General features: G+C 67.2%; 16 protein-coding genes. 13 read left to right on the top strand and 3 right to left on the bottom strand.

What is annotated here, in order from left to right:
* Positions 1-53: 53 nt before the first annotated feature.
* Entirely contained in the window at positions 54-2,228 is a 2,175-nt protein-coding gene (locus QRN13_RS05400; protein WP_284877125.1) for a prolyl oligopeptidase family serine peptidase, read from the bottom strand.
* A 100-nt stretch (positions 2,229-2,328) separates the two neighbouring features.
* Positions 2,329-3,123, bottom strand: a complete 795-nt coding sequence (locus QRN13_RS05395) for a potassium channel family protein (protein WP_284877124.1) — start codon at positions 3,121-3,123, stop codon at positions 2,329-2,331.
* 40 nt (positions 3,124-3,163) lie between these two features.
* Between QRN13_RS05395 and dapF the strand changes: the two genes are divergently transcribed.
* The 5 genes from dapF (at position 3,164) to QRN13_RS05370 (ending at position 8,562) form a co-directional block, all read left to right on the top strand.
* The gene (gene dapF / locus QRN13_RS05390) at positions 3,164-3,994 is read left to right on the top strand and encodes a diaminopimelate epimerase (RefSeq protein WP_284877123.1); all 831 of its coding nucleotides are present in this window, start codon (positions 3,164-3,166) and stop codon (positions 3,992-3,994) included.
* A gap of 133 nt (positions 3,995-4,127) precedes the next feature.
* The gene (locus QRN13_RS05385; RefSeq protein ID WP_284877122.1) at positions 4,128-6,458 is read left to right on the top strand and encodes an NADP-dependent malic enzyme; all 2,331 of its coding nucleotides are present in this window, start codon (positions 4,128-4,130) and stop codon (positions 6,456-6,458) included.
* Positions 6,455-7,327, top strand: a complete 873-nt coding sequence (gene rsmI, locus QRN13_RS05380) for a 16S rRNA (cytidine(1402)-2'-O)-methyltransferase (RefSeq protein ID WP_284877121.1) — start codon at positions 6,455-6,457, stop codon at positions 7,325-7,327. Before QRN13_RS05385 ends, rsmI begins: the two co-directional genes overlap by 4 nt.
* Before the next feature lie 5 nt (positions 7,328-7,332).
* Positions 7,333-7,734 (top strand): YraN family protein, encoded by a 402-nt coding sequence (locus QRN13_RS05375; RefSeq protein WP_284877135.1) that lies wholly within the window; start codon positions 7,333-7,335, stop codon positions 7,732-7,734.
* 12 nt (positions 7,735-7,746) lie between these two features.
* Complete coding sequence (locus QRN13_RS05370; RefSeq protein ID WP_284877120.1) at positions 7,747-8,562, top strand: SirB1 family protein; 816 nt, start codon at positions 7,747-7,749, stop codon at positions 8,560-8,562.
* On the opposite strand, the gene QRN13_RS05365 is transcribed toward QRN13_RS05370, so the two are convergent.
* On the bottom strand, positions 8,559-9,815 hold the full coding sequence (locus QRN13_RS05365) for a UbiH/UbiF/VisC/COQ6 family ubiquinone biosynthesis hydroxylase (protein WP_284877119.1): 1,257 nt from the start codon (positions 9,813-9,815) through the stop codon (positions 8,559-8,561). The two genes, QRN13_RS05370 and QRN13_RS05365, sit on opposite strands and share 4 nt — an antisense overlap.
* 673 nt (positions 9,816-10,488) lie before the next feature.
* Here QRN13_RS05365 and QRN13_RS05360 point away from each other — a divergent pair.
* From QRN13_RS05360 to pnp, 8 genes are all read left to right on the top strand, one after another.
* Positions 10,489-12,900 carry a DNA translocase FtsK gene (locus tag QRN13_RS05360; RefSeq protein ID WP_284877118.1) on the top strand — a complete coding sequence of 804 codons (2,412 nt, stop codon included), beginning with the start codon at positions 10,489-10,491 and terminating at the stop codon, positions 12,898-12,900.
* Positions 12,901-13,087: 187 nt separating this feature from the next.
* Positions 13,088-13,771 (top strand): LolA family protein, encoded by a 684-nt coding sequence (locus tag QRN13_RS05355; protein WP_284877117.1) that lies wholly within the window; start codon positions 13,088-13,090, stop codon positions 13,769-13,771.
* Positions 13,772-13,826: 55 nt separating this feature from the next.
* A complete protein-coding gene (locus QRN13_RS05350) occupies positions 13,827-14,378 on the top strand; it encodes a hypothetical protein (RefSeq protein ID WP_284877116.1) in 552 nt (183 codons plus the stop codon).
* Positions 14,375-15,058, top strand: a complete 684-nt coding sequence (locus QRN13_RS05345) for a DUF2459 domain-containing protein (protein WP_284877115.1) — start codon at positions 14,375-14,377, stop codon at positions 15,056-15,058. The genes QRN13_RS05350 and QRN13_RS05345 overlap by 4 nt, the downstream gene beginning before the upstream one ends.
* Before the next feature lie 65 nt (positions 15,059-15,123).
* Entirely contained in the window at positions 15,124-15,576 is a 453-nt protein-coding gene (gene rbfA / locus QRN13_RS05340; RefSeq protein ID WP_284877114.1) for a 30S ribosome-binding factor RbfA, read from the top strand.
* A gap of 43 nt (positions 15,577-15,619) precedes the next feature.
* Complete coding sequence (truB, locus tag QRN13_RS05335; RefSeq protein ID WP_284877113.1) at positions 15,620-16,552, top strand: tRNA pseudouridine(55) synthase TruB; 933 nt, start codon at positions 15,620-15,622, stop codon at positions 16,550-16,552.
* A 73-nt stretch (positions 16,553-16,625) separates the two neighbouring features.
* The gene (gene rpsO / locus QRN13_RS05330; RefSeq protein WP_017506665.1) at positions 16,626-16,895 is read left to right on the top strand and encodes a 30S ribosomal protein S15; all 270 of its coding nucleotides are present in this window, start codon (positions 16,626-16,628) and stop codon (positions 16,893-16,895) included.
* A 243-nt stretch (positions 16,896-17,138) separates the two neighbouring features.
* A complete protein-coding gene (gene pnp / locus QRN13_RS05325; protein WP_284877112.1) occupies positions 17,139-19,373 on the top strand; it encodes a polyribonucleotide nucleotidyltransferase in 2,235 nt (744 codons plus the stop codon).
* The last annotated feature ends 42 nt before the right edge of the window (positions 19,374-19,415 follow it).

The following is a 19,415-nucleotide window of genomic DNA, read 5'->3' as shown; positions in this document are numbered from 1 at the left end:
ACCTTGCGAAAGCACTGGGTCCCCGCTTTCGCGGGGATGAGCGGAACCAGAGACTATTCCTGCGCCGGCGTGTCCATCAGGCGGCGCGACAGATAGGTGTATTCCAGCGCCAGACGGCGCGCGGTTTCGCGCAGGTTCGCCCCCGCCGCGTGGCCGCCGTCGACGTTCTCGTAGAACAGCACCGGATAGCCGAGCTCCTCAAGCCGTGCCGCCGCCTTGCGGGCATGGCCCGGATGGACGCGGTCGTCCTTGGTCGAGGTATGGATGAAGACCTCGGGATAGGGCTGGCCCGCGCGCAGGTTCTGATACGGCGAATACTGCTCGATCCAGGCGCGCTGCTCGGGCATGTCGGGGTTGCCGTATTCGCCGATCCATGAGGCGCCGGCCAGCAGCTTGTGGAAGCGCAGCATGTCGAACAGCGGCACCTGGATGACGGCGGCGTTGATCAGGTCCGGTCGCTGGGTCAGCATCGCGCCCATAAACAGGCCGCCTTGCGAACCGCCCATGATGCCCAGCTTGGGCTGGCTGGTAATGTCGCGGGCGATCAGGTCCAGGGCCACGGCCTGGAAATCCTCATGCGCGCGCTGGCGGTTCTGTTGCAGGGCCGCCTCGTGCCAGCGAGGTCCGAACTCGCCGCCGCCACGCGTATTGGCGATGACGTAAACGCCGCCCCGCTCCAGCCACAGCTTGCCGACCGTCGCCGAATAGCCGGGCAGCAGCGAGCTCTCGAACCCGCCGTAGCCGTACAGAAGCGTGGGTTTGGAGCCGTCCAGCGGCATGTCCGCCTTATGCACCACGAAATAGGGGATCATGGTCCCGTCGGCCGAACGGGCCTCGTGCTGATCGACCGTCATGCCGGCGGCGTCGAACTTGGCCGGCATCGACTTGACCTGATCGACCGCGCCGGTCGCCGCATCGGCCAGCCACAGGCTGGACGGGTTCAGATAGCCGGTGACGCTGACGAAGACCTTGTCATCCTTCTCCGAGGCGGAGCCGACGCCGACCGAGACGTTCTGGGGCAGGTCCAGCGTCGTGTGGGCCCACTCGCCCTGACCGGGAGTGTAGACCCGCACCGAGCCGCGCACATTGTCGTACAGGGCGACGACCAGCCGGTTGCGCGTGACGTTGACGTCCTCGATGGCCTGACGCTCGGTCGGGCGCAGCACCAGTTGGGCCGGCGTCGCCTGATTGGCCAGCCAGGCCTCGAGCGGCCAGGCGATCAGGTCGCCGGTCTTGAAATCCTGACCCGACGGCGCAGTCCAGTCCTGTTTCAGCGACACCAGAAGCTGGCCCTGGACCAGTCCGGTGATGTCGGACTTGGCCGGCAGTTGAAGCTGGGTAAGGGCGCCGTCGTCGCCCAGCCGCCAGGTCTCGGACGAATAGAAGTCCACCGAACGGTTGATCAACGTCGCCTTCACCACCCCGTCGGCGTCGCGCAGCGTATAGCCGGACACCGACACGTCGGTCGGCTGGCCGGTGAACAGGGTCTCGGCCTGGTCGGGCGTCTGGCCGCGCTTCATCCGCTTGACCACCATCGGATAGCCCGAGTTGGTCAGGGTGCCGGGACCGAAGTCGCGCGAGATCAGCAGGGTGTCCTTGTCGATCCAGGATGCGCCGCCCTTGGATTCCGGCAGGGTGATGCCGCCGTCGACAAACTTGCGCTCGACCGTGTCGAACTCGCGCAGGGTCACGGCGTCCTTGCCGCCGTTCGACAGGCTGATCAGGCAGTAGCGCTCTTCAGGCTGAAGGCAGGTCGAGCCCTTGTAGACCCAGTTCTGGCCCTCGGCCGCCGCGAGGGCGTCGATGTCGAGGATGGTCTGCCACTCCGGCGTGGCGGTGCGATAGCTGTCCAGCGTCGTGCGGCGCCACAGGCCGCGCACATGCTGGGCGTCCTGCCAGAAGTTGTCGATATGGCTGTCGTGGGTGAAGCCGGGCGACGGGATGCGGTCCTGGGCCTGGACGATCTCCAGCGCCTGCTGGTGCAGGGTCTCGTAACGCGGATCGCCTTGCAGGACGGCGAAGGTGCGTTCGTTGTGGGCCTTGACCCACTCCATCGCCCGCTCGCCCTCAACCTCTTCGAGCCACAGATAGGGGTCGGTCGCGTCGCTGGTCGCGAAACCGCCAGATGCGGGAGCGGGTGAGGAGGCTGGGGTCTGGGCCATGGATACCGAGGTCAGGCTGGTGGAGGCGAGAAGCGTCGCAAGCGCGACGGCGGAAGCACGGATCATGGACAGGTCCCCGAAAACGAAGCCGGCACCTTAACGACGCCTTCCCGTGCGGCAAGCCGTGCGACCTTACCGTTTTGTCACACCGGCGGGACGCGCCGTCTCAACCCTCGTCGGGAATGCAGAGCAGCTTGCCGCACGCCTTGCAGTGGACGGCGTCGGGGTCGTGATTCTGCAGGCCGCAGCGGTCACACGGAAAGTGCACCTTGTGCGGTCGGATCAGGGCCTGGGCGAGGCGCAGGAACAGGGTGATGCCGACAAGCATGACGGCGATGGACAACAACCGCCCCCACGGCCCCGGCAGGGTGACGTCGCCAAACCCGGTCGTCGTCAGGGTGGCCACCGTGAAATACAGCGCATCGACATAGCCGGCGATGCCGTCATGCCCCCTGAAGGTCGCATAGACGAAGCCGGTCGCCACGAAGACGAAGGTGATCAGATTGGCCAGGGCGCGGGCGATCCCTTCAACCCGCGTATCGTCGAACCGCGCCCCCACGGTGCGCCAGAAAAAGTCCGAGTTCAGCAGGGTCCACAGCCGCAACATCCGCAGGAAGCCGAGGTTGAACAGCCAGGCCGGAAACAGCAGGGTCGCCAGCACGAACAGGTCGACCCAGACGATCGGCCGCTTCAGCCAGTCCTTGATGTTCGCATAGGCATAGGCCCGCGCGGCCAGATCCAGAGCCAGAATGGCGGCGATGAAATAGTCCAGCGCATAGAAGGCCCAGCCCATGTTCTTCAGGATGGGCGCCGCAAGGAAAAAGCCGATGATCGCCAGGTCGATGCCGATGACCATCAACCGGAACCGCACCGCCGCCGGCTGACTGCCGTGATACAGATATCGCAGTCGGGCGCGCAGTCGCAGGCCGTTGTCCTTGGGGTCGGTTTCGGTCTGGGACACGCTGGTTTCCGCGACGCTGGGTTGGGCCTATATGGCCTGCATGACCCGTCCTTTCATCAAGATGAACGGCGCCGGCAATGACTTCGTCGTCGTCAATGCGCTGGAACAGCCGTTCGCTCCCGGCGAGGACCAGATTCGTGCTCTGGGCGACCGCCGGACGGGCGAGGGCTTCGACCAGCTGATCGCCATCGAACCGTCAGACACAGCCGACGCCTTCATGCGGGTGTGGAACGCCGACGGATCGATGGTCGAGACCTGCGGCAACGCCCTGCGCTGCGTCGGCTGGCTTTTGATGCAGGCCAACGCCTCCGACCGCGTGGTGATCGACACGGCGGGCGGCCCGACCACCGCCACCCGCGCCGGCGACCACCGCGTGACCGTGGACATGGGCAAGCCTCGCCTGGACTGGACCCAGGTTCCGCTGGCCGAAGAGATGGACACGCGCGGGATCGAGCTTCAGGTCGGGCCGATCGACGCGCCGATCCTGCATACGCCCGGCGCCGTCTCCATGGGCAATCCGCATGTGGTCTTCTTCACCGACCGCCAGGACGACGGCTTCGTCACCGGATCCGGCTCGCTGGTCGAGCATCACCCGCTGTTCCCGCAAGGGGTCAATGTCGGCTTCGCCAACGTGCTGGACCGGGACCATATCCGCCTGCGGGTCTGGGAGCGGGGCGCTGGCCTGACCAAGGCCTGCGGCACCGGCGCCTGCGCCGCCCTGGTCGCCACTGCGCGGCGCGGCCTGACCGAACGCAAGGCGACAGTGGTCGTCGATGGCGGCGAACTGGTCATCGACTGGGATGCGGAAACCGATCACGTCCTGATGACCGGGCCAGTGGAGATCGAGCGGACGGGCGTGCTGTCGATCTGACGGCGTTGACGCTGACGCGAAGGTAAGGCTCCGGGCCGATTGCTCAGGCTTCCTCCGCGTCAAGGGTTGGCGCGGCCCGTCCCAGCCTCTAGGACACGAACGGTTACAGCCACGCCGACGCCCTGGACGACCGATGCCCGATCAGACCGAAAAGCAAACCTTCTCCGACGACGAAGCGCTGGACTTCCACCGCATCCCGACGCCGGGCAAGATTTCCATGGCGCCGACCAAGCCGATGGCGACCCAGCGCGACCTGTCGCTGGCCTATTCGCCGGGCGTGGCCGTGCCGGTCCTGGCCATCGCCGCCGATGCGGATAGGGCCTACGACTATACCTCAAAGGGCAACCTGGTCGCCGTCATCTCGAACGGCACCGCGATCCTGGGCCTGGGCAACCTGGGTCACATGGCCTCCAAGCCGGTGATGGAGGGCAAGTCGGTCCTGTTCAAACGGTTCGCCGACGTCGACAGCTTCGACATCGAAGTGAAGACCACCGATCCGGACGAGTTCATCACCGTCGTCAAGAACATCGGCGACACCTGGGGCGGCATCAATCTGGAGGACATCAAGTCCCCCGAATGCTTCGTCATCGAAAGCGAGCTTCAGGACCTGCTGGACATCCCCGTCTTCCATGACGACCAGCACGGCACCGCCATCATCTCGACCGCCGGCCTGATCAACGCTGTTCATATCGCCGGCAAGAAGCTGGACGAGATCAAGGTCGTGCTGGCCGGCGCCGGGGCGGCGGGCCTGTCCTCCATCGCCCTGATGAAGGCCGCGGGCGTCAAGGCCGAGAACACCGTGATCTGCGACCGCGACGGCGTCGTCTACAAGGGGCGCGACCACGGCATGGACCAGTGGAAGGCCGCCCACGCGACCGACACGCCCCTGCGGACCCTGGCCGAGGCCATGGTCGGCGCCGACGTGGTGCTGGGCCTGTCCGCCAAGGGTGCGATCACCAAGGAGATGGTCGCGTCGATGGCGCCCAATCCGATCATCTTCGCCATGGCCAACCCCGACCCCGAGATCACGCCCGAGGACGTCAAGTCGGTGCGCTCAGACGCCATCATCGCCACGGGCCGCTCGGACTATGTGAACCAGGTCAACAACGTCCTGGCCTTCCCCTATCTGTTCCGCGGCGCGCTGGACGTGCGCGCACGGCGCGTGAACCACGAGATGAAGATCGCCTGCGCCCAGGCCCTGGCCGCCTTGGCGCGCGAAGACGTGCCGGACGAGGTCGCCGCCGCCTATCGCGGACGCAAGCTGAAGTTCGGGCCGGACTACATCATCCCGACGCCCTTCGATCCGCGCCTGATCTGGTACATACCGCCCTTCATCGCCCAGGCGGCGATGGACACCGGCGTGGCCCGCGTCCAGATCGAGGACATGGACGCCTATCGTCACGCGCTGCGTTCGCGCGTCGATCCGTCCGCCGCCCTGATGCAGAAGATCAGCTCGGCCGTGCGCGGCGGGCCGAACAAGCGCGTCGTCTTCGCCGAGGGCGAAGAACCCGCCGTCATTCGCGCCGCCTGGGGCTTCAAACAGGCTGATCTGGGCACGCCGATGCTGGTCGGCCGCGAGGATCTGATCCGTCAGAACGCCGCAGAGGCCGGTCTGAACTTCGACGAACTGGGCATCGAGATCACCAACGCCCGCGTCTCCGGCCACAATGTCGAGGACACCGACTGGCTGTACGAAAAGCTGCAGCGCCGGGGCTATCTGCGTCGCGACGTCCAGCGGATGATCAACCAGGACCGCAACTACTTCGCCGCCACCCTGGTCGCCAAGGGCCGGGCCGACGCCATGGTCGCGGGCGTGACCCGCAACTTCAACATGGCGCTGAAAGAGGTCCAGCGCGTGCTGGACGTGGACGACACCCTGATCGGACTGTCGATCCTGCTGGCCAAGGGTCGCACCCTGTTCGTCGCCGACACCACCATCCACGAACTGCCGAACGCCGAAGAGCTGGCCGACATCGCCGTCAAGGCGGCCGATACGGTCAGGAAGCTGGGTCGCAATCCGCGCGTGGCTTTCCTGTCCTATTCCACCTTCGGCAACCCGCCCGGCGACCGCGCCGAGAAGGTGCGCGAGGCGATCCGCATCCTGGACAAGAAGGGCGTCGATTTCGAATACGAAGGCGAAATGCCGCCGGAAGTCGCGCTCGATCCCAAGGGGCATTCGGCCTACGCCTTCAACCGCCTGACCAAGCCGGCCAACGTCCTGGTCATGCCCGCCATCCATTCGGCCGCCATCTCGACCAAACTGGTTCAGGCCCTGGGCGGCGCGACCGTGATCGGTCCGCTGCTGGTCGGTCTGGAGAAGCCGGTACAGATCGTCAGCTTGGGCGCCTCGGTCAGCGAGATCATCACCGCTGCCACCTTCGCCGCCTATGACGCCGGTCCCGCCTTCCAGGGCTCGGGCCTGACCTCGGCGCCGCGTCCCCCCGCGGCCGTGGTCGAGCGTTGAGCGAACCCTCGCCCTTTCCTCCCGCCGCCCCGCTGCCCCGGCGGGTGGATACGGGCCTCTATCTGGTCGCCACCCCAATCGGGAATCTGCGCGACATGACGCTGAGGGCGCTGGACGTGCTGGCCGCCGCCGACCTGGTGCTGGCCGAGGACACGCGCGTCACCGCCAAACTGCTGAGCGCCTATGGGCTGAAGGCCAGGCTGGAACGCTGCGACGACCATGCGTCCGGCCGCGCCGCCGAACAGGCGATCGAACGGGTGCGTGAGGGTCAGGTGGTGGCCCTGGTTTCGGATGCGGGCACGCCCCTGGTCAGCGACCCCGGCTTCGTCGTCGCCCGCGCGGTGATCGCTGAGGGCCTGCCCGTCCATCCGATCCCCGGCGCCTCGAGTCTGTTGGCCGCCCTGTGCATCGCCGGCCTGCCGGCCGACCGGGTGCTGTTCGCCGGCTTCCTGCCGCCCAAGACGGCCGGCCGCACCGCCGCGCTGGAAGGCTTGAAGAGCCAGCGCCAGACGCTGGTCTTCTTCGAAAGCGGACCGCGTCTGAAGGACAGTTTGTCCGACATGGCCGCCGTGCTGGGGCCGCGCCCCGCCGCCGTCGCCCGCGAGCTGACCAAACTCTATGAAGAGTGCGTGCGCGGGACGCTGAACGACTTGGCCGTCGATCCGCGCCTGGACAGTCCCAAGGGCGAGATCGTCGTGGTGGTCGGCCCCGGCGAAGAGATCCCGGCGACCGAAGCCGACGCGGACGCCGCTCTGATCGACGCGCTCCGGACCCTGTCCACCGGCGACGCTGCCTCCGAGGTGGCCAAGGCCTTGGGTCTGAACCGAAAGACCCTGTATCGCCGGGCGCTGGAGCTGAAGGGCAAGTGAAACGCCTGTCTCGTCCCGCGCCGGTGCGTCGCCCCAAGACGGCGTGGCGTCAGGCGACGGGCGGGACGGCGTTCAAATCCGGTCATGCCGCAGAATGGATCGCAGCCTTCTGGCTGATCCTGCGCGGCTATCGCGTTCTCGGCTTCCGTCTGAAGAGCCGGGCCGGCGAGATCGATCTGCTGGCCTGTCGCGGTCCGGTGCTGGCGGTCGTCGAGGTCAAACGCCGCGCGACGATGGAGGGGGCCCTGCTGGCGCTGAAGCCGGTCCAATACGATCGACTGGTCGCAGCGGGCGAGGCGATCCGGCGCAATCGGCCGGGCCTGCAACGTCTGGAATTGAGAATTGATATGGTGGCGCTGGCTCCCTGGCGTGTTCCACGTCATCTTCGCGGCGTCGAGAGGCGCTGACGAGGGGATCGCATGACGCGCGAGGAGGCCGAGGCCGTCCTGACCGCCGCCGGTCAGGCCGAAGACGACGCCTTTCCCTTGCTGGAGGCGGCGATCGCCTGCGCCATCCATGACCATCCATTGCGTGATCCCGAGCCTGTGCGCGCCCTGGCCCGCAACGCCTGCGAGCGGCTGAAGGAGCGGATCGGCGGTGAAGGCCCTGACGAGGCCTTGGCCGAAACCCTGTGCGCCGACCTGCGGCTGAACGGCGACTTGATCCATTACGACCATCCCGACAACACCGACATCATCGCGGTCGCCGAGCGGCGGCGCGGCCTGTCCGCCGTACTGGCGGTCTTCTATCTGCACGCGGCGCGCGCGGCCGGCATCACGGCGGCCGGCGTCGATTTTCCAGGCCATTTCATGGTTCGCGTCGAAACGCCGGAAGGTCCCGTCGCCCTGGATCCGTTCAGCCAGGGGCGGCTGATCCTGCCCAGCGAACTGACCCGGCGCGCCCTTCGCGCCGGTCTGATGCCGCACGTCGCGGATCGACTGGATCTTCTGATGGCGCCGGTGACGGATCGTCAGTCGCTGATCCGGCTGCAGAATGTGCTGTTCAGCCGCGCCATTCGCGGTCGGGATTATGAGGGCGCCGAGCGGTCGGCCCTGCGTCGCGCCCTGCTGGACCCCGAGGACCACCGGCCGTGGCTCGATGTCGCCTCGGCGCTCGAGAAGCAGGGGGCGCTCGCCGGCTCGCTGCAGGCCCTGGCGCGGGCTCAGGGTCTGGATGGCGTCGAGGAGGCGCGGCGGTTCACGACCTTCGAGCGCGTGCGGATGCAGTTGAACTAGACGACGGCCTCGCCGCGCAACAGCCGGGGCAAGTCGCCTGTCGCGCCGCCCGCCTCCTGCATGAAGGCGCGGCGTAGAGGGCCGATGCGGTTGACCGCGGCCATGCCCAGGTCGCGCGCCAGACGCACCGGCGCGATGTCGTTGGAGAACAGGCGTACGAAGGCGTCGAAGCCCGCCGCCAGGGCCGCCGTATCGAACCGGCGCCATCGCGCATAACGCTCCAAGACGGTTTCCGACCCGATATCCTCGCCCAGACGCGCAGCCTCGGCCAGAACCTCGGCCAGAGCGGCCGCATCCTTCAGCCCCATGTTCAGACCCTGGCCGGCGACCGGGTGCACGCCGTGCGCCGCATCCCCGATCAGGGCGATGCGCGGCGCGACCAGTTTTTCCGCCAGGCTGAGCGACAGCGGATAGACGAAGCGCGGACCCTCGACTGTCGCGCCATCCAGAAACTCCCCGAACCGCCGCATCAGATGGGCGTGGAAGGCGGCGTTGGAGGCGTCGCGCAGCGCCTCGCCCCGTCGCGTCGTCTCGGTCCAGACCAGGCTGGCGCGCTGATCCGTCAGGGGCAGGATGGCGAAGGGGCCGCTGGGCAGGAAATATTCGTGCGCGACATTGCCGTGATCGCGACCCAGCCGCACCGTCGCCACCACGCCGCTCTGGCCATAGCCCCAGCCGACGGTTTCGATCCCGGCCGCGCGGCGCACGGTCGAGCCTCGCCCCTCGGCGCCGACGACCAGGGGCGCGATCAGGGTCGATCCGTCGGCCAAGGTCACGGTCGCCTTGCCCGCATCGGTCGCGACGCTGGCGACGGTCTCCGGCGCCCGCACCGCGATGCCCGCGCGCGTCACCGCCTCGGCCAGAGCCGCACGGATGCGACGGTTCTCGACCATATAGCCCAGCGGCTCGCCGCCGGTGCGGCCGCCGATCTCGTCGGCGTCGAAGCGCAGGAAGGCGGGCGAGGCCGATCGGCTGGCCGCGCCCGGCCGACGCCCGTCCGTCACCAGAATATGGTCCATCCGGCAGGCGTGGGGACGCAGGGTTTCGCCCAGGCCAAGCGCGTCCAGCATGCGGAAGGTCGAAAAGGCGACGGCGGTCGAACGCCCGTCGAAGGTCGGCGCCAACTGGTCGCTGAACGGCTGCGGATCGACCATCACGACCTTCAACTGCGCTTGCGCCGCCGCCAGGGCGAAGGCCGCCCCGGTCAGCCCCGCGCCGGCGATGACGATGTCGTAGCGTTCGGTGTCAGCCATGGAAGGCTTGTCGCGCCGTCGCGGCCAAAGGTCCAGAGGACGATTTGTCAGGGTCGCGACGCCTTAGCCAATCGCGTACAGTAGCGCTTGTAGTGGTCAGCGGCCGCCCCCGGCCCAGGCGCCTTGAAGGTCCGGCCGTCGGATGAAACCGTGACAACATCCGCTCTGGCCAAGGCCTGGAACCAGTTGGGCTCAAAGTAGCCTTCACCAATGGTGGCCGATCCAATACCGCTAGATGGATCTCGCAAAGCCGTGTCCGATGAAAAGGTGGTGTTGCCAGCGGTGATATTCACCCGCCCCGCGCGCGCCAGGTCGCCGCGCAACTGCACAGCCCCACGCCGTCGATCACGACACGTCATGACGATATACGGGACGCCTTGTCCTGCGGAGGTCGTTCGGACGATGGAAAGGCTACCGGCCGCGCCGTGAGCAAGCTGCCATTCGTAGGTCCTGCCGTTCACCTGAAACGCTTGGCGTTGAGGGGCGCGATCTACGGGCGGCGAGCACCCGACAAGAGCGGCGACCGAGGCAGTAAGGACAATCCCAGGCTTCATATCGGGCAATCTGTCATGCCGATCTCTCTCAGTCCAAGGCCAAGCTGGTAAATGCGCTCTTAACCCTGACGATGCGACAAAGGCGGCTGAACGTCAGCCGCAGGAAGGTTCGATCCTTCATGTCCACCGCCCTCGTCATCGGCCGTCAGGCCTGGATCAGCGCCCGCATCCTGTGGGACGCGCCCTTCGTGGTGCGGTTCAGGGGCGTCTTGCAGGCCCTGCTGGCGACCCTGCTGCTGGTCGCCCTGGTGTCGTGGAATCCGGCGGACGCCAGTCTGAATGCCGCATCCAGCCTGCCGACGACCAACTGGCTGGGGGCCAACGGCGCCCTGTTCGCCGACCTGTTCATGCAATCACTGGGTCTCGCAGCCTGGCCCGCCGCCCTGCTGTTGGTCGCCTTCGGCCTGGCGCGCGCGGTCGGCGATGCGATCCAGCAAAGGCTCAAGCCCACGCCGTTGAAAGCCCTGGCCGCGACCGGCGGGGTGCTGCTGCTGTCCGGCGCGCTCGCCGCCCTGGCCGCGCCCGCCGCCTGGCCGCTCGCCGCCGGTCTGGGCGGTCTTTGGGGCGATGCGGTGACAGGCCGGGCGGCGCGCGGTCTCGGCGCCCTGCATATCCCCGGCGGCCGCGTCATTGTGGGCCTCGTCTTCCTGATCGCCGGACTGTGGCTGGTCGGTTTCGCCATCGGCCTGCGCGCCATGGATTTCTTGGACGCCCTGCATTGGGGCAAGTCGCTGCGCGCACCCGCGCCGCCCCAGCCGAAGCCCCAGGCCGCCCGCGAAAAGGCGCCCGCCAAGGCCCGAGCGCCCCGCGCCGCCCCACCGGAAGAGGCGCCGCTGGCCCCGACCTACGCCGAAGAGCCGCCTCAGACCGCCTACGACGACCTGCCGCCGTGGGAGGACGACGCCGTCCAGCCCGCGCCCCGCCCCTCGGCCGCCCGCCCGGTCGAGCCGCGCGTCGCCGCGGTCAAGGCGCCCAAGGCCCGCAAGGACGACGTGGACCAGCAGGCCTTCGACTTCGTGCGGCCGGAAGGCGATTTCGATCTGCCGCCGCTCGGCATCCTGACCAAGCCCGCCCAGCGCGTCGGTTCGGTGGACGAGGACTCCCTGAAACAGAACGCCAAGATGCTGGAAGGCGTGCTGCAGGAATTCGGCGTGCGCGGCGTGATCGACCAGATCCGTCCCGGCCCTGTCGTGACGCTGTACGAATTGGTGCCTGCGCCGGGCGTGAAGCACGGCCGCGTGGTCGCCCTGGCCGACGATATCGCCCGGTCGATGTCCGCCCGCGCCTGTCGTATTTCCGTGGTCCAGGGCCGCAACGCCATAGGCATCGAACTGCCCAACGCCAAGCGCGAGACCGTCTATCTGCGCGACCTTCTGGCCAGCGCCGAATACGACAAGAAGGGTCACCTGCTGCCCCTGGCGCTTGGCGAGACCATCGGCGGCGAACCCTATGTCGCCGACCTGGCTCGCATGCCTCACCTGCTGATCGCGGGCACCACCGGCTCGGGCAAGTCGGTCGGGGTCAACGCCATGATCCTGTCGATCCTGTATCGCCACAGCCCGGCCGAATGCCGCTTCATCATGATCGACCCCAAGATGCTGGAGCTGTCGGTCTATGACGGCATCCCGCACCTGCTGGCGCCGGTCGTGACCGACCCCAAGAAGGCCGTTATCGCCCTGAAATGGACGGTGCGCGAGATGGAGGATCGCTATCGCCGCATGTCCAAGCTGGGGGTGCGCAACATCGCCAGCTACAACGAGCGCGCCCGCGAGGCCCAGGCCAAGGGCGAGCATTTCGAACGCACGGTCCAGACCGGCTTCGACGACCAGGGCCGCCCGGTCTACGAATCCGAGAAGATCCGTCCCGAACCCCTGCCCTTCCTGGTCGTGGTCATGGACGAAATGGCCGACCTGATGCTGGTCGCCGGCAAGGACGTCGAGGGCGCGGTTCAGCGTCTGGCCCAGATGGCCCGCGCCGCCGGCATTCACCTGATCATGGCCACGCAACGCCCGTCGGTCGATGTCATCACCGGCACCATCAAGGCCAACTTCCCGACCCGAATCTCCTTCCAGGTCACGTCCAAGATCGACAGCCGCACCATCCTGGGCGAGCAGGGCGGCGAGCAGCTGCTGGGCCAGGGCGACATGCTCTATATGGCCGGGGGCGGACGCATCACCCGCCTGCACGGCCCGTTCGTCGACGACAAGGAAGTCGAGGACGTCTGCAAACACCTGAAGGCCCAGGCCGAACCCGACTATCTGGACCTGATCACCGACGAACCGGACGGCGACGGCGATAACGGCTATGACGAAGGCGGCGGCGGCGGATCGGGCGACGATCTGTATGATCGCGCGGTCGCCGTGGTCACCCGCGACCGCAAGGCCTCGACCAGCTACGTCCAGCGCCGTCTCCAGATCGGCTACAACCGCGCCGCTTCCCTGATCGAGCGAATGGAGCAGGAAGGCGTGGTCAGCCCCGCCAACCACGCGGGCAAGCGCGACGTCCTGGCCGGCCCGCCGCCGATGGTGTGACGAAAATCGAGGAACGGCTGCGGCTCGGAGCCGTTGTCTGACCCGCTATCGCGTCCAAGCTTCAGCATTTCGATGAACAGGGCTTCATCGCAGCGCCGGAATATGGTCAGGCTCGCGTCATTCCGACGCCAAGCCGACCGGGCAAGACGGCAGGATCGACAACCATCCCGAACGGGAGACGAACTTCATGACCTCGCGCGCCAAGACCGTGGCTATGGCCACCTCCGACCTGCACCGCCGCAGCCTGCTGCTGGGCGCCGGCCTGACGACCGGCCTGATTGCGCTGGGGGCCTTCGACGCCGTCCACGCCCAGTCGAATCTGTCGGCTGCGGATCGCGCCGTGGTTCAACAGGCGCAGGGCTATCTTCAGGCCCTGACCTCGGCGCAAGGGACCTTCACCGAAACGGGCCCGAACGGACAGACGCGCCAAGGCCGATTCTACCTGCAGCGTCCCGGCAAGATGCGGTTCGAATACACCAACCCCGCCGGTCTGCTGGTGGTGTCGGACGGCTATAACGTCAAACGCTACGACCCGCGTCTGAACAGCTTCCAGCAGGTGCCGCTGGGTCGCACCCCGCTGTCCACCTTCCTGGCGCGCAATGTGCGGCTGGACCAGGGCGTCCGCATCGAGCGCGTGACCCGGATGGCTTCGGGCGCCTTCGCCATCACGGCGCGGGATTCCAACCGCCCGAACGACGGTCAGGTCGTGCTGGCCTTCGCCGGCAATCCGATGCGTCTGCAAGAGTGGACCATCACCGATCCGCAGGGCGCCCGCACCCGGACCCAGCTGACCTCGCTGCAACCGGCGTCCGGCCTGTCGGCGCGCCTGTTCCAGCTCAGCGATCCGACCCGCCGGCCCGGCCGCAACTAAGGGCTTTCGGGGGCGGGTGACCATTCCTCAACCCCTGTTCCGCTAGACTGGCCGCATGAGCGCGACCGCCCCGCCATCCGGCGTCCCATCGCTGAAATGGATCGCGGCGGTCGGCGCGGGCGCCTTTGCTCTGTTCATGCTGGGCGCCCTGGTTGTCGAACCGGCTCTGAACCGCCTGATCGCGCCGAGCGACGCCTCCGCCAGACCTCGCGTGTACGGACAGGTCGAGGTCGGGGAAGTCGTGCTGTCCGGGCGCTACGTCGCGGCCAAGTCCGACATGGTGCTGGACGTGGACGGCGGCGCGCTGAGCACGACCACGGGCGGCCGCCTGACCTCGGCGCCGCATCGGCTGGTTCAGGCCGATCAGCCAGCCAGCGTTTCCAAAAGTTTCACCGACGCCATGGCCGTGCCGCCGATGGCCCAGATCGAGGTGCGGCGCGTCACGGCTGACGAAGACACGCGGCTGTGCGCCGGTCATCCCGTCGGATGGCTGGCGCTGGCCGTGCGGCGAGACGGCTTCGTCCTGATGCCGGTGCGACAAGGGCCGCCGCCGGGCGCCCTGTTGGCTGACGACCGCCTGTGCGCCGTGCTGGACCTCAGCCGATGATGAGAGCCCTGATGCTGGCGGCGCTGATCGGCCTGGCGACGGCGCTTCTGACCTGGACCCGGCCGGGCGCGACGGATGGGACAGCGACAGACCCTGTCGTCATTCAGGTGCTCGACAACGGCTTTCACACCGATATCGCCGTGCCGCGCGCCGCGCTGGAACGCCGCGGCGGTCCTCTTGCGCTTGCAGTCCAATCCTTGGCGCCCGGCGACTGGATTTTGATCGGCTGGGGCGATGCGAAATTCTACGTCGATCAGCGCCCGATTTCGGATCGGCTGCCGGATGGCGCCCGCGCCTTCCTGCATCCCGGCAATCGATCGGTGCTGATGCTGGCCCCTCGACGCGACGATCCGCGCCTGGCCTATGGCGAAGACAGCGCCGCCCTAACCCTGAGCCGCGCCCGCTTCGAGCGTCTGGCCACGCGGGTCGAGGCCTCGCTCGATCTGTCGAACGGCCGGCCGCGCACCGCAGCCCTGCGGCCCGGCGACGACGCGCGCTTCTTCGCCAGCCGCGAGACCTTCTCCATCCTGCATCTGTGCAATCACTGGACGGCCGGCGTCCTGAACGCCGGCGGCGTGGCGATCCGTCCGGTTCCGGCCATCACCTCGGGCGAGGTGATGCGCTCGGTTTGGGCCGCCGAACGGGCGCGAAAACTGGACAGACCCCCGCTGCGGGACTAGACCGCCCGACTTTCGCCTATCCGGCCGGGTCCGATCCCCAGCGGGCGAACAAGGAGGAGAGGCCGATGGCCCACAAGCAACACACCCGCAACGCCTCCGGTCCCGCCGGACCCAGCCAGCGCCAGCTGCGCGCCGGCGAGCTGATCCGTCACGCCCTGGTCGACATCCTGCGCGAGGAGGATATCCGCGACGAGGCCCTGGCCGGGGTGTCCATCACCGTGACCGAAGTGCGCCTGTCGCCGGACCTGAAACACGCCACCTGTTTCGTCGAGCCCCTGGGCGCCGGCGTCGAGGCCGCGCCGACCAACGGCCATGAGAGCGAGATCATCAAGGCCCTGAACGTCCACGCCAAATTCATCCGTGGTCAGTTGGGCCGTCGCCTGGACATGAAGTTCACACCCGACCTGAAGTTCCGCCACGACGAAAGCTTCGACGCCGCCAGCCACATCGACCGCCTGTTCGACGACCCCCGCGTCCGCGCCGACCTGGAGCGCCGCGACGACGAGGGCGATCAGTGATCCTCCGGTCTCAAGTAGCGCGAAGCGCGGTAGGCCAAGCATAATGGCCCGCAAGAAGAAGGGCGACATCGTCGACGGCTGGGTCTGCCTGGACAAGCCGTTCGAGATGGGATCGACCGAGGCGGTCAGCCGTATCCGCCGCCTGTTCAACGCCCAGAAGGCCGGTCACGCTGGAACGCTGGACCCGCTGGCCAGCGGCATCCTGCCCATCGCATTGGGCGAGGCGACCAAGACCGTGCCGATGATGATGGAGGCGCAGAAGGTCTATCGTTTCACGATCAACTGGGGCGTCTCGACCGACAGCGTGGACCGCGAGGGCGAGATCATCGGCCGCTCCGACGTGCGTCCCACGGTCGATCAGGTGAGGGCCGCCCTGCCTGCCTTCGTCGGCGAGATCGACCAGACGCCGCCGCGCTTTTCCGCAATCAAGGTGGACGGCGCCCGCGCCTATGACCTGGCCCGCGACGGGGTGGAGTTCGAGCTTCAGGCTCGCCGCGTGACCATTCATTCCGCCGAGGTCAGCGACGCGCCCGACGCCGACCACGTTGAAATCACAATCCGCACCGGCAAGGGCGTCTATGTGCGGTCGCTGGCGCGCGATCTGGCTGCGGTTCTGGGCGCCGAGGGTCATGTCAGCGCCCTGAGACGCGAGCGGGTTGGCCCGTTCACCACGCAAAACGCCGTCACTCTGGATTCTCTGGAGGAAATGGTGCATAGGGGCGCCGCCTCGGAAGGCTTGCTTGCCGTCGCGACCGCTCTGGACGACATCCCGGAACTGGCCGTGAATGAACAGGACGCCTTCTCGCTTCGGCAGGGACGCCCGATCGTTCTGCTCCCCCGTCAGGTGGAAACCCTCAAGGATCGTCTTACCGGCGGTTCACGCACGGTTTCAGCCTTTCAGGGCCAGACCCTCGTCGCTCTGTGTCAGTTGCGGGCCGGCCGGCTAGAACCCGACCGCGTTTTCAATCTTTCCTGATCGCCTGATTGGGAGACTCCAACCCGGCCTCAAGTAGCGCGAAAGCGCGGTAGGCCACCAAGGGAGAACTACGATGTCGGTTACTGCTGAACGCAAGCACGAGATCATCGCCGATAACGCCCGCTCCGCCGGCGACACCGGCTCGGCCGAGGTTCAGGTCGCGATCCTGTCGGAACGCATCGCCAACCTCACCGAACACTTCAAGACCCACAAGAAGGACAACCACTCGCGTCGTGGCCTTCTGAAGATGGTGTCGCAACGTCGCCGCCTGCTCGACCACCTGAACAAGGTCGACGCCGGTCGCTACCAGGCGCTCATCTCCAAACTGGGCCTGCGCCGCTAAGGCGTCGGATCAGTGTAGAATACGCTTTCGAGGCGCGGGCGGTCACGTCCGCGCCTCGTTGTGCAACTAGACACGACCTGTGCGCCGCAGGACTTACCGGCGCAGCTGCGAGGGCCATGACGGTCCTCTCCCGGTCGTCGCGATGGCGCGGCGGCCTCTGGATCGAAGGACTGAACGCCGACGCATCCGCCCCATGATGGGACCCCGCACGGAATACGCCGTCCGGGATACGAAAGACGAAATATGTTCGACATCAAACGCAAGACGATCGACTGGGCCGGCCGCCCGCTGACCCTGGAAACGGGCCGCATCGCCCGCCAGGCCGACGGCGCCGTGCTGGCGACCTACGGCGAGACCGTGGTTCTGGCCACCGTCGTCTATGGCCGCGCGCCCAAGCCCGGCCTGGATTTCTTCCCCCTGACGGTCAACTATCAGGAAAAGACCTTCGCCGCCGGCAAGATCCCGGGCGGCTACTTCAAGCGTGAAGGCCGTCCGTCCGAGAAGGAAACCCTGGTTTCCCGCCTGATCGACCGTCCGATCCGCCCGCTGTTCGTCAAGGGCTTCAAGAACGAGACCCAGGTCGTCGTGACCGTGCTGCAGCACGACATGGAAAACGACCCCGACGTTCTGGGCATGGTCGCCGCCTCGGCCGCCCTGACCATCTCGGGCGTGCCCTTCATGGGCCCCATCGGCGCCGCGCGCGTCGGCCTGATCGACGGCGAACTGGTGCTGAACCCCGCCATCGACCTGATCCCGTCCTCGGACCTCGACCTGGTGGTCGCCGGTACGCAAGACGCCCTGATGATGGTCGAATCCGAAGCCAAGGAGCTGTCGGAAGAAAAGATGCTCGAGGCCCTGATGTTCGCGCATGCGGGCATGCAGCCGGTGATCGACGCCATCATCGAACTGGCTGAACACGCCGCCAAGGAACCCTTCGACTTCCAGGCCGAAGACCACTCCGACGTCGTCGCCTCGATCAAGTCGCTGGTCGGCGAAGACATCAAGAGCGCCTACACCCACGCCGGCAAATACGAGCGCCGTTCGGGCGTCGACGCGGCCAAGAAAGCCGCCGCCGCCAAGCTGGTGAAGACCGACGAGAACCCCGACGGCGTCGACGGTTCCAAGTTCTCGGCCGCCTTCAAGGAGTGCGAAGCCGAAGTCCTGCGTCGCGACATCATCGAGAACGCGCACCGCGTCGACGGCCGTGCCCTCGACAAGGTCCGCGCCATCGTGTCGGAAGTCGGCGTCCTGCCGCGCACCCACGGTTCGGCCCTGTTCACGCGTGGGGAAACCCAGGCCCTGGTCGTCGCCACCCTCGGCACCGGCGAGGACGAGCAGTACATCGACAGCCTGCAGGGCACCTACAAAGAGAACTTCCTGCTGCACTACAACTTCCCCCCCTATTCGGTGGGTGAAGCGGGCCGCATGGGTTCGCCCGGCCGTCGCGAAATCGGTCACGGCAAGCTGGCCTGGCGCGCGATCCGTCCGATGCTGCCGACCAAGGACGACTTCCCCTACACCATCCGCCTGGTCTCCGAGATCACCGAGTCGAACGGCTCGTCCTCGATGGCCACGGTCTGCGGTTCGTCGCTGGCCCTGATGGACGCCGGCGTGCCGCTGATCCGTCCGGTCTCGGGCATCGCCATGGGCCTGATCCTGGAGCCGTCGGGCGAGTTCGCCATCCTGTCGGACATCCTGGGTGACGAAGACCACTTGGGCGACATGGACTTCAAGGTCGCCGGCACGTCGGAAGGCATCACCAGCCTTCAGATGGACATCAAGGTCGCTGGCATCACCAAGGAGATCATGAAGCAGGCCCTGACGCAGGCTTCGGCCGGTCGCCTGCACATCCTGGACGAGATGTCCAAGGCCATGGATGCGCCGCGCGCCGAACTGGGTGAACACGCGCCCAAGATCGAAACGGTCAAGATCCCCGTCGACAAGATCCGTGAAGTCATCGGTTCGGGCGGCAAGGTCATCCGCGAGATCGTCGAAAAGACCGGCGCCAAGATCGACATCGGCGATGACGGCACCATCAAGGTCGCCGCCAACGACCAGGAGAAGATCGACGCCGCCAAGGCCTGGATCCAGTCCATCGCCTCGGAGCCGGAAGTCGGAACCATCTACTCCGGCAAGGTCGTCAAGGTCGTCGATTTCGGCGCCTTCGTGAACTTCTTCGGCGCCAAGGACGGCCTGGTCCACGTGTCCCAGATCGCTTTGGAACGCGTCGCCAACCCGGCAGACGTCCTGTCGGAAGGCCAAGAGGTCAAGGTCAAGTTCCTGGGCTTCGACGATCGCGGCAAGACCAAGCTGTCGATGAAGGTCGTCGATCAGGCCACAGGTGAAGACCTGACGGCCAAGATTAACGCCGAGCGCGCCGAGCGCGGCGAAGAGCCCCTGTCGGAAGACACCGGCGGTCGTCCGAAACGTGACGGCGGGGATCGCGGTGGCGATCGCGGACGTCGTCGTCGCGACTAAGCGATCTCGCATCCAAGACTGATGAGGCCCGGCGGAGCGATC

The organism is Brevundimonas sp. MEB006b (genome assembly GCF_030209705.1).
In the GTDB taxonomy this organism is placed as follows: Bacteria; Pseudomonadota; Alphaproteobacteria; order Caulobacterales; family Caulobacteraceae; genus Brevundimonas.
Note: the sequence above shows the minus strand (reverse complement) of the source record. Positions and strands in the feature narration are given on the sequence as shown.

Bases quoted from the DNA above. Each gene is read 5' to 3' on its own strand.
- QRN13_RS05370 (WP_284877120.1), top strand. From the start codon at position 7,747: ATGACGCGCGAGGAGGCCGAGGCCGTCCTGACCGCCGCCGGTCAGGCC.
- QRN13_RS05365 (WP_284877119.1), bottom strand. From the start codon at position 9,815: ATGGCTGACACCGAACGCTACGACATCGTCATCGCCGGCGCGGGGCTG.
- QRN13_RS05355 (WP_284877117.1), top strand. From the start codon at position 13,088: ATGACCTCGCGCGCCAAGACCGTGGCTATGGCCACCTCCGACCTGCAC.
- QRN13_RS05400 (WP_284877125.1), bottom strand. From the start codon at position 2,228: ATGATCCGTGCTTCCGCCGTCGCGCTTGCGACGCTTCTCGCCTCCACC.
- rbfA (WP_284877114.1), top strand. From the start codon at position 15,124: ATGGCCCACAAGCAACACACCCGCAACGCCTCCGGTCCCGCCGGACCC.
- dapF (WP_284877123.1), top strand. From the start codon at position 3,164: ATGACCCGTCCTTTCATCAAGATGAACGGCGCCGGCAATGACTTCGTC.
- QRN13_RS05350 (WP_284877116.1), top strand. From the start codon at position 13,827: ATGAGCGCGACCGCCCCGCCATCCGGCGTCCCATCGCTGAAATGGATC.
- rpsO (WP_017506665.1), top strand. From the start codon at position 16,626: ATGTCGGTTACTGCTGAACGCAAGCACGAGATCATCGCCGATAACGCC.
- QRN13_RS05360 (WP_284877118.1), top strand. From the start codon at position 10,489: ATGTCCACCGCCCTCGTCATCGGCCGTCAGGCCTGGATCAGCGCCCGC.
- QRN13_RS05345 (WP_284877115.1), top strand. From the start codon at position 14,375: ATGATGAGAGCCCTGATGCTGGCGGCGCTGATCGGCCTGGCGACGGCG.
- pnp (WP_284877112.1), top strand. From the start codon at position 17,139: ATGTTCGACATCAAACGCAAGACGATCGACTGGGCCGGCCGCCCGCTG.
- QRN13_RS05385 (WP_284877122.1), top strand. From the start codon at position 4,128: ATGCCCGATCAGACCGAAAAGCAAACCTTCTCCGACGACGAAGCGCTG.
- truB (WP_284877113.1), top strand. From the start codon at position 15,620: ATGGCCCGCAAGAAGAAGGGCGACATCGTCGACGGCTGGGTCTGCCTG.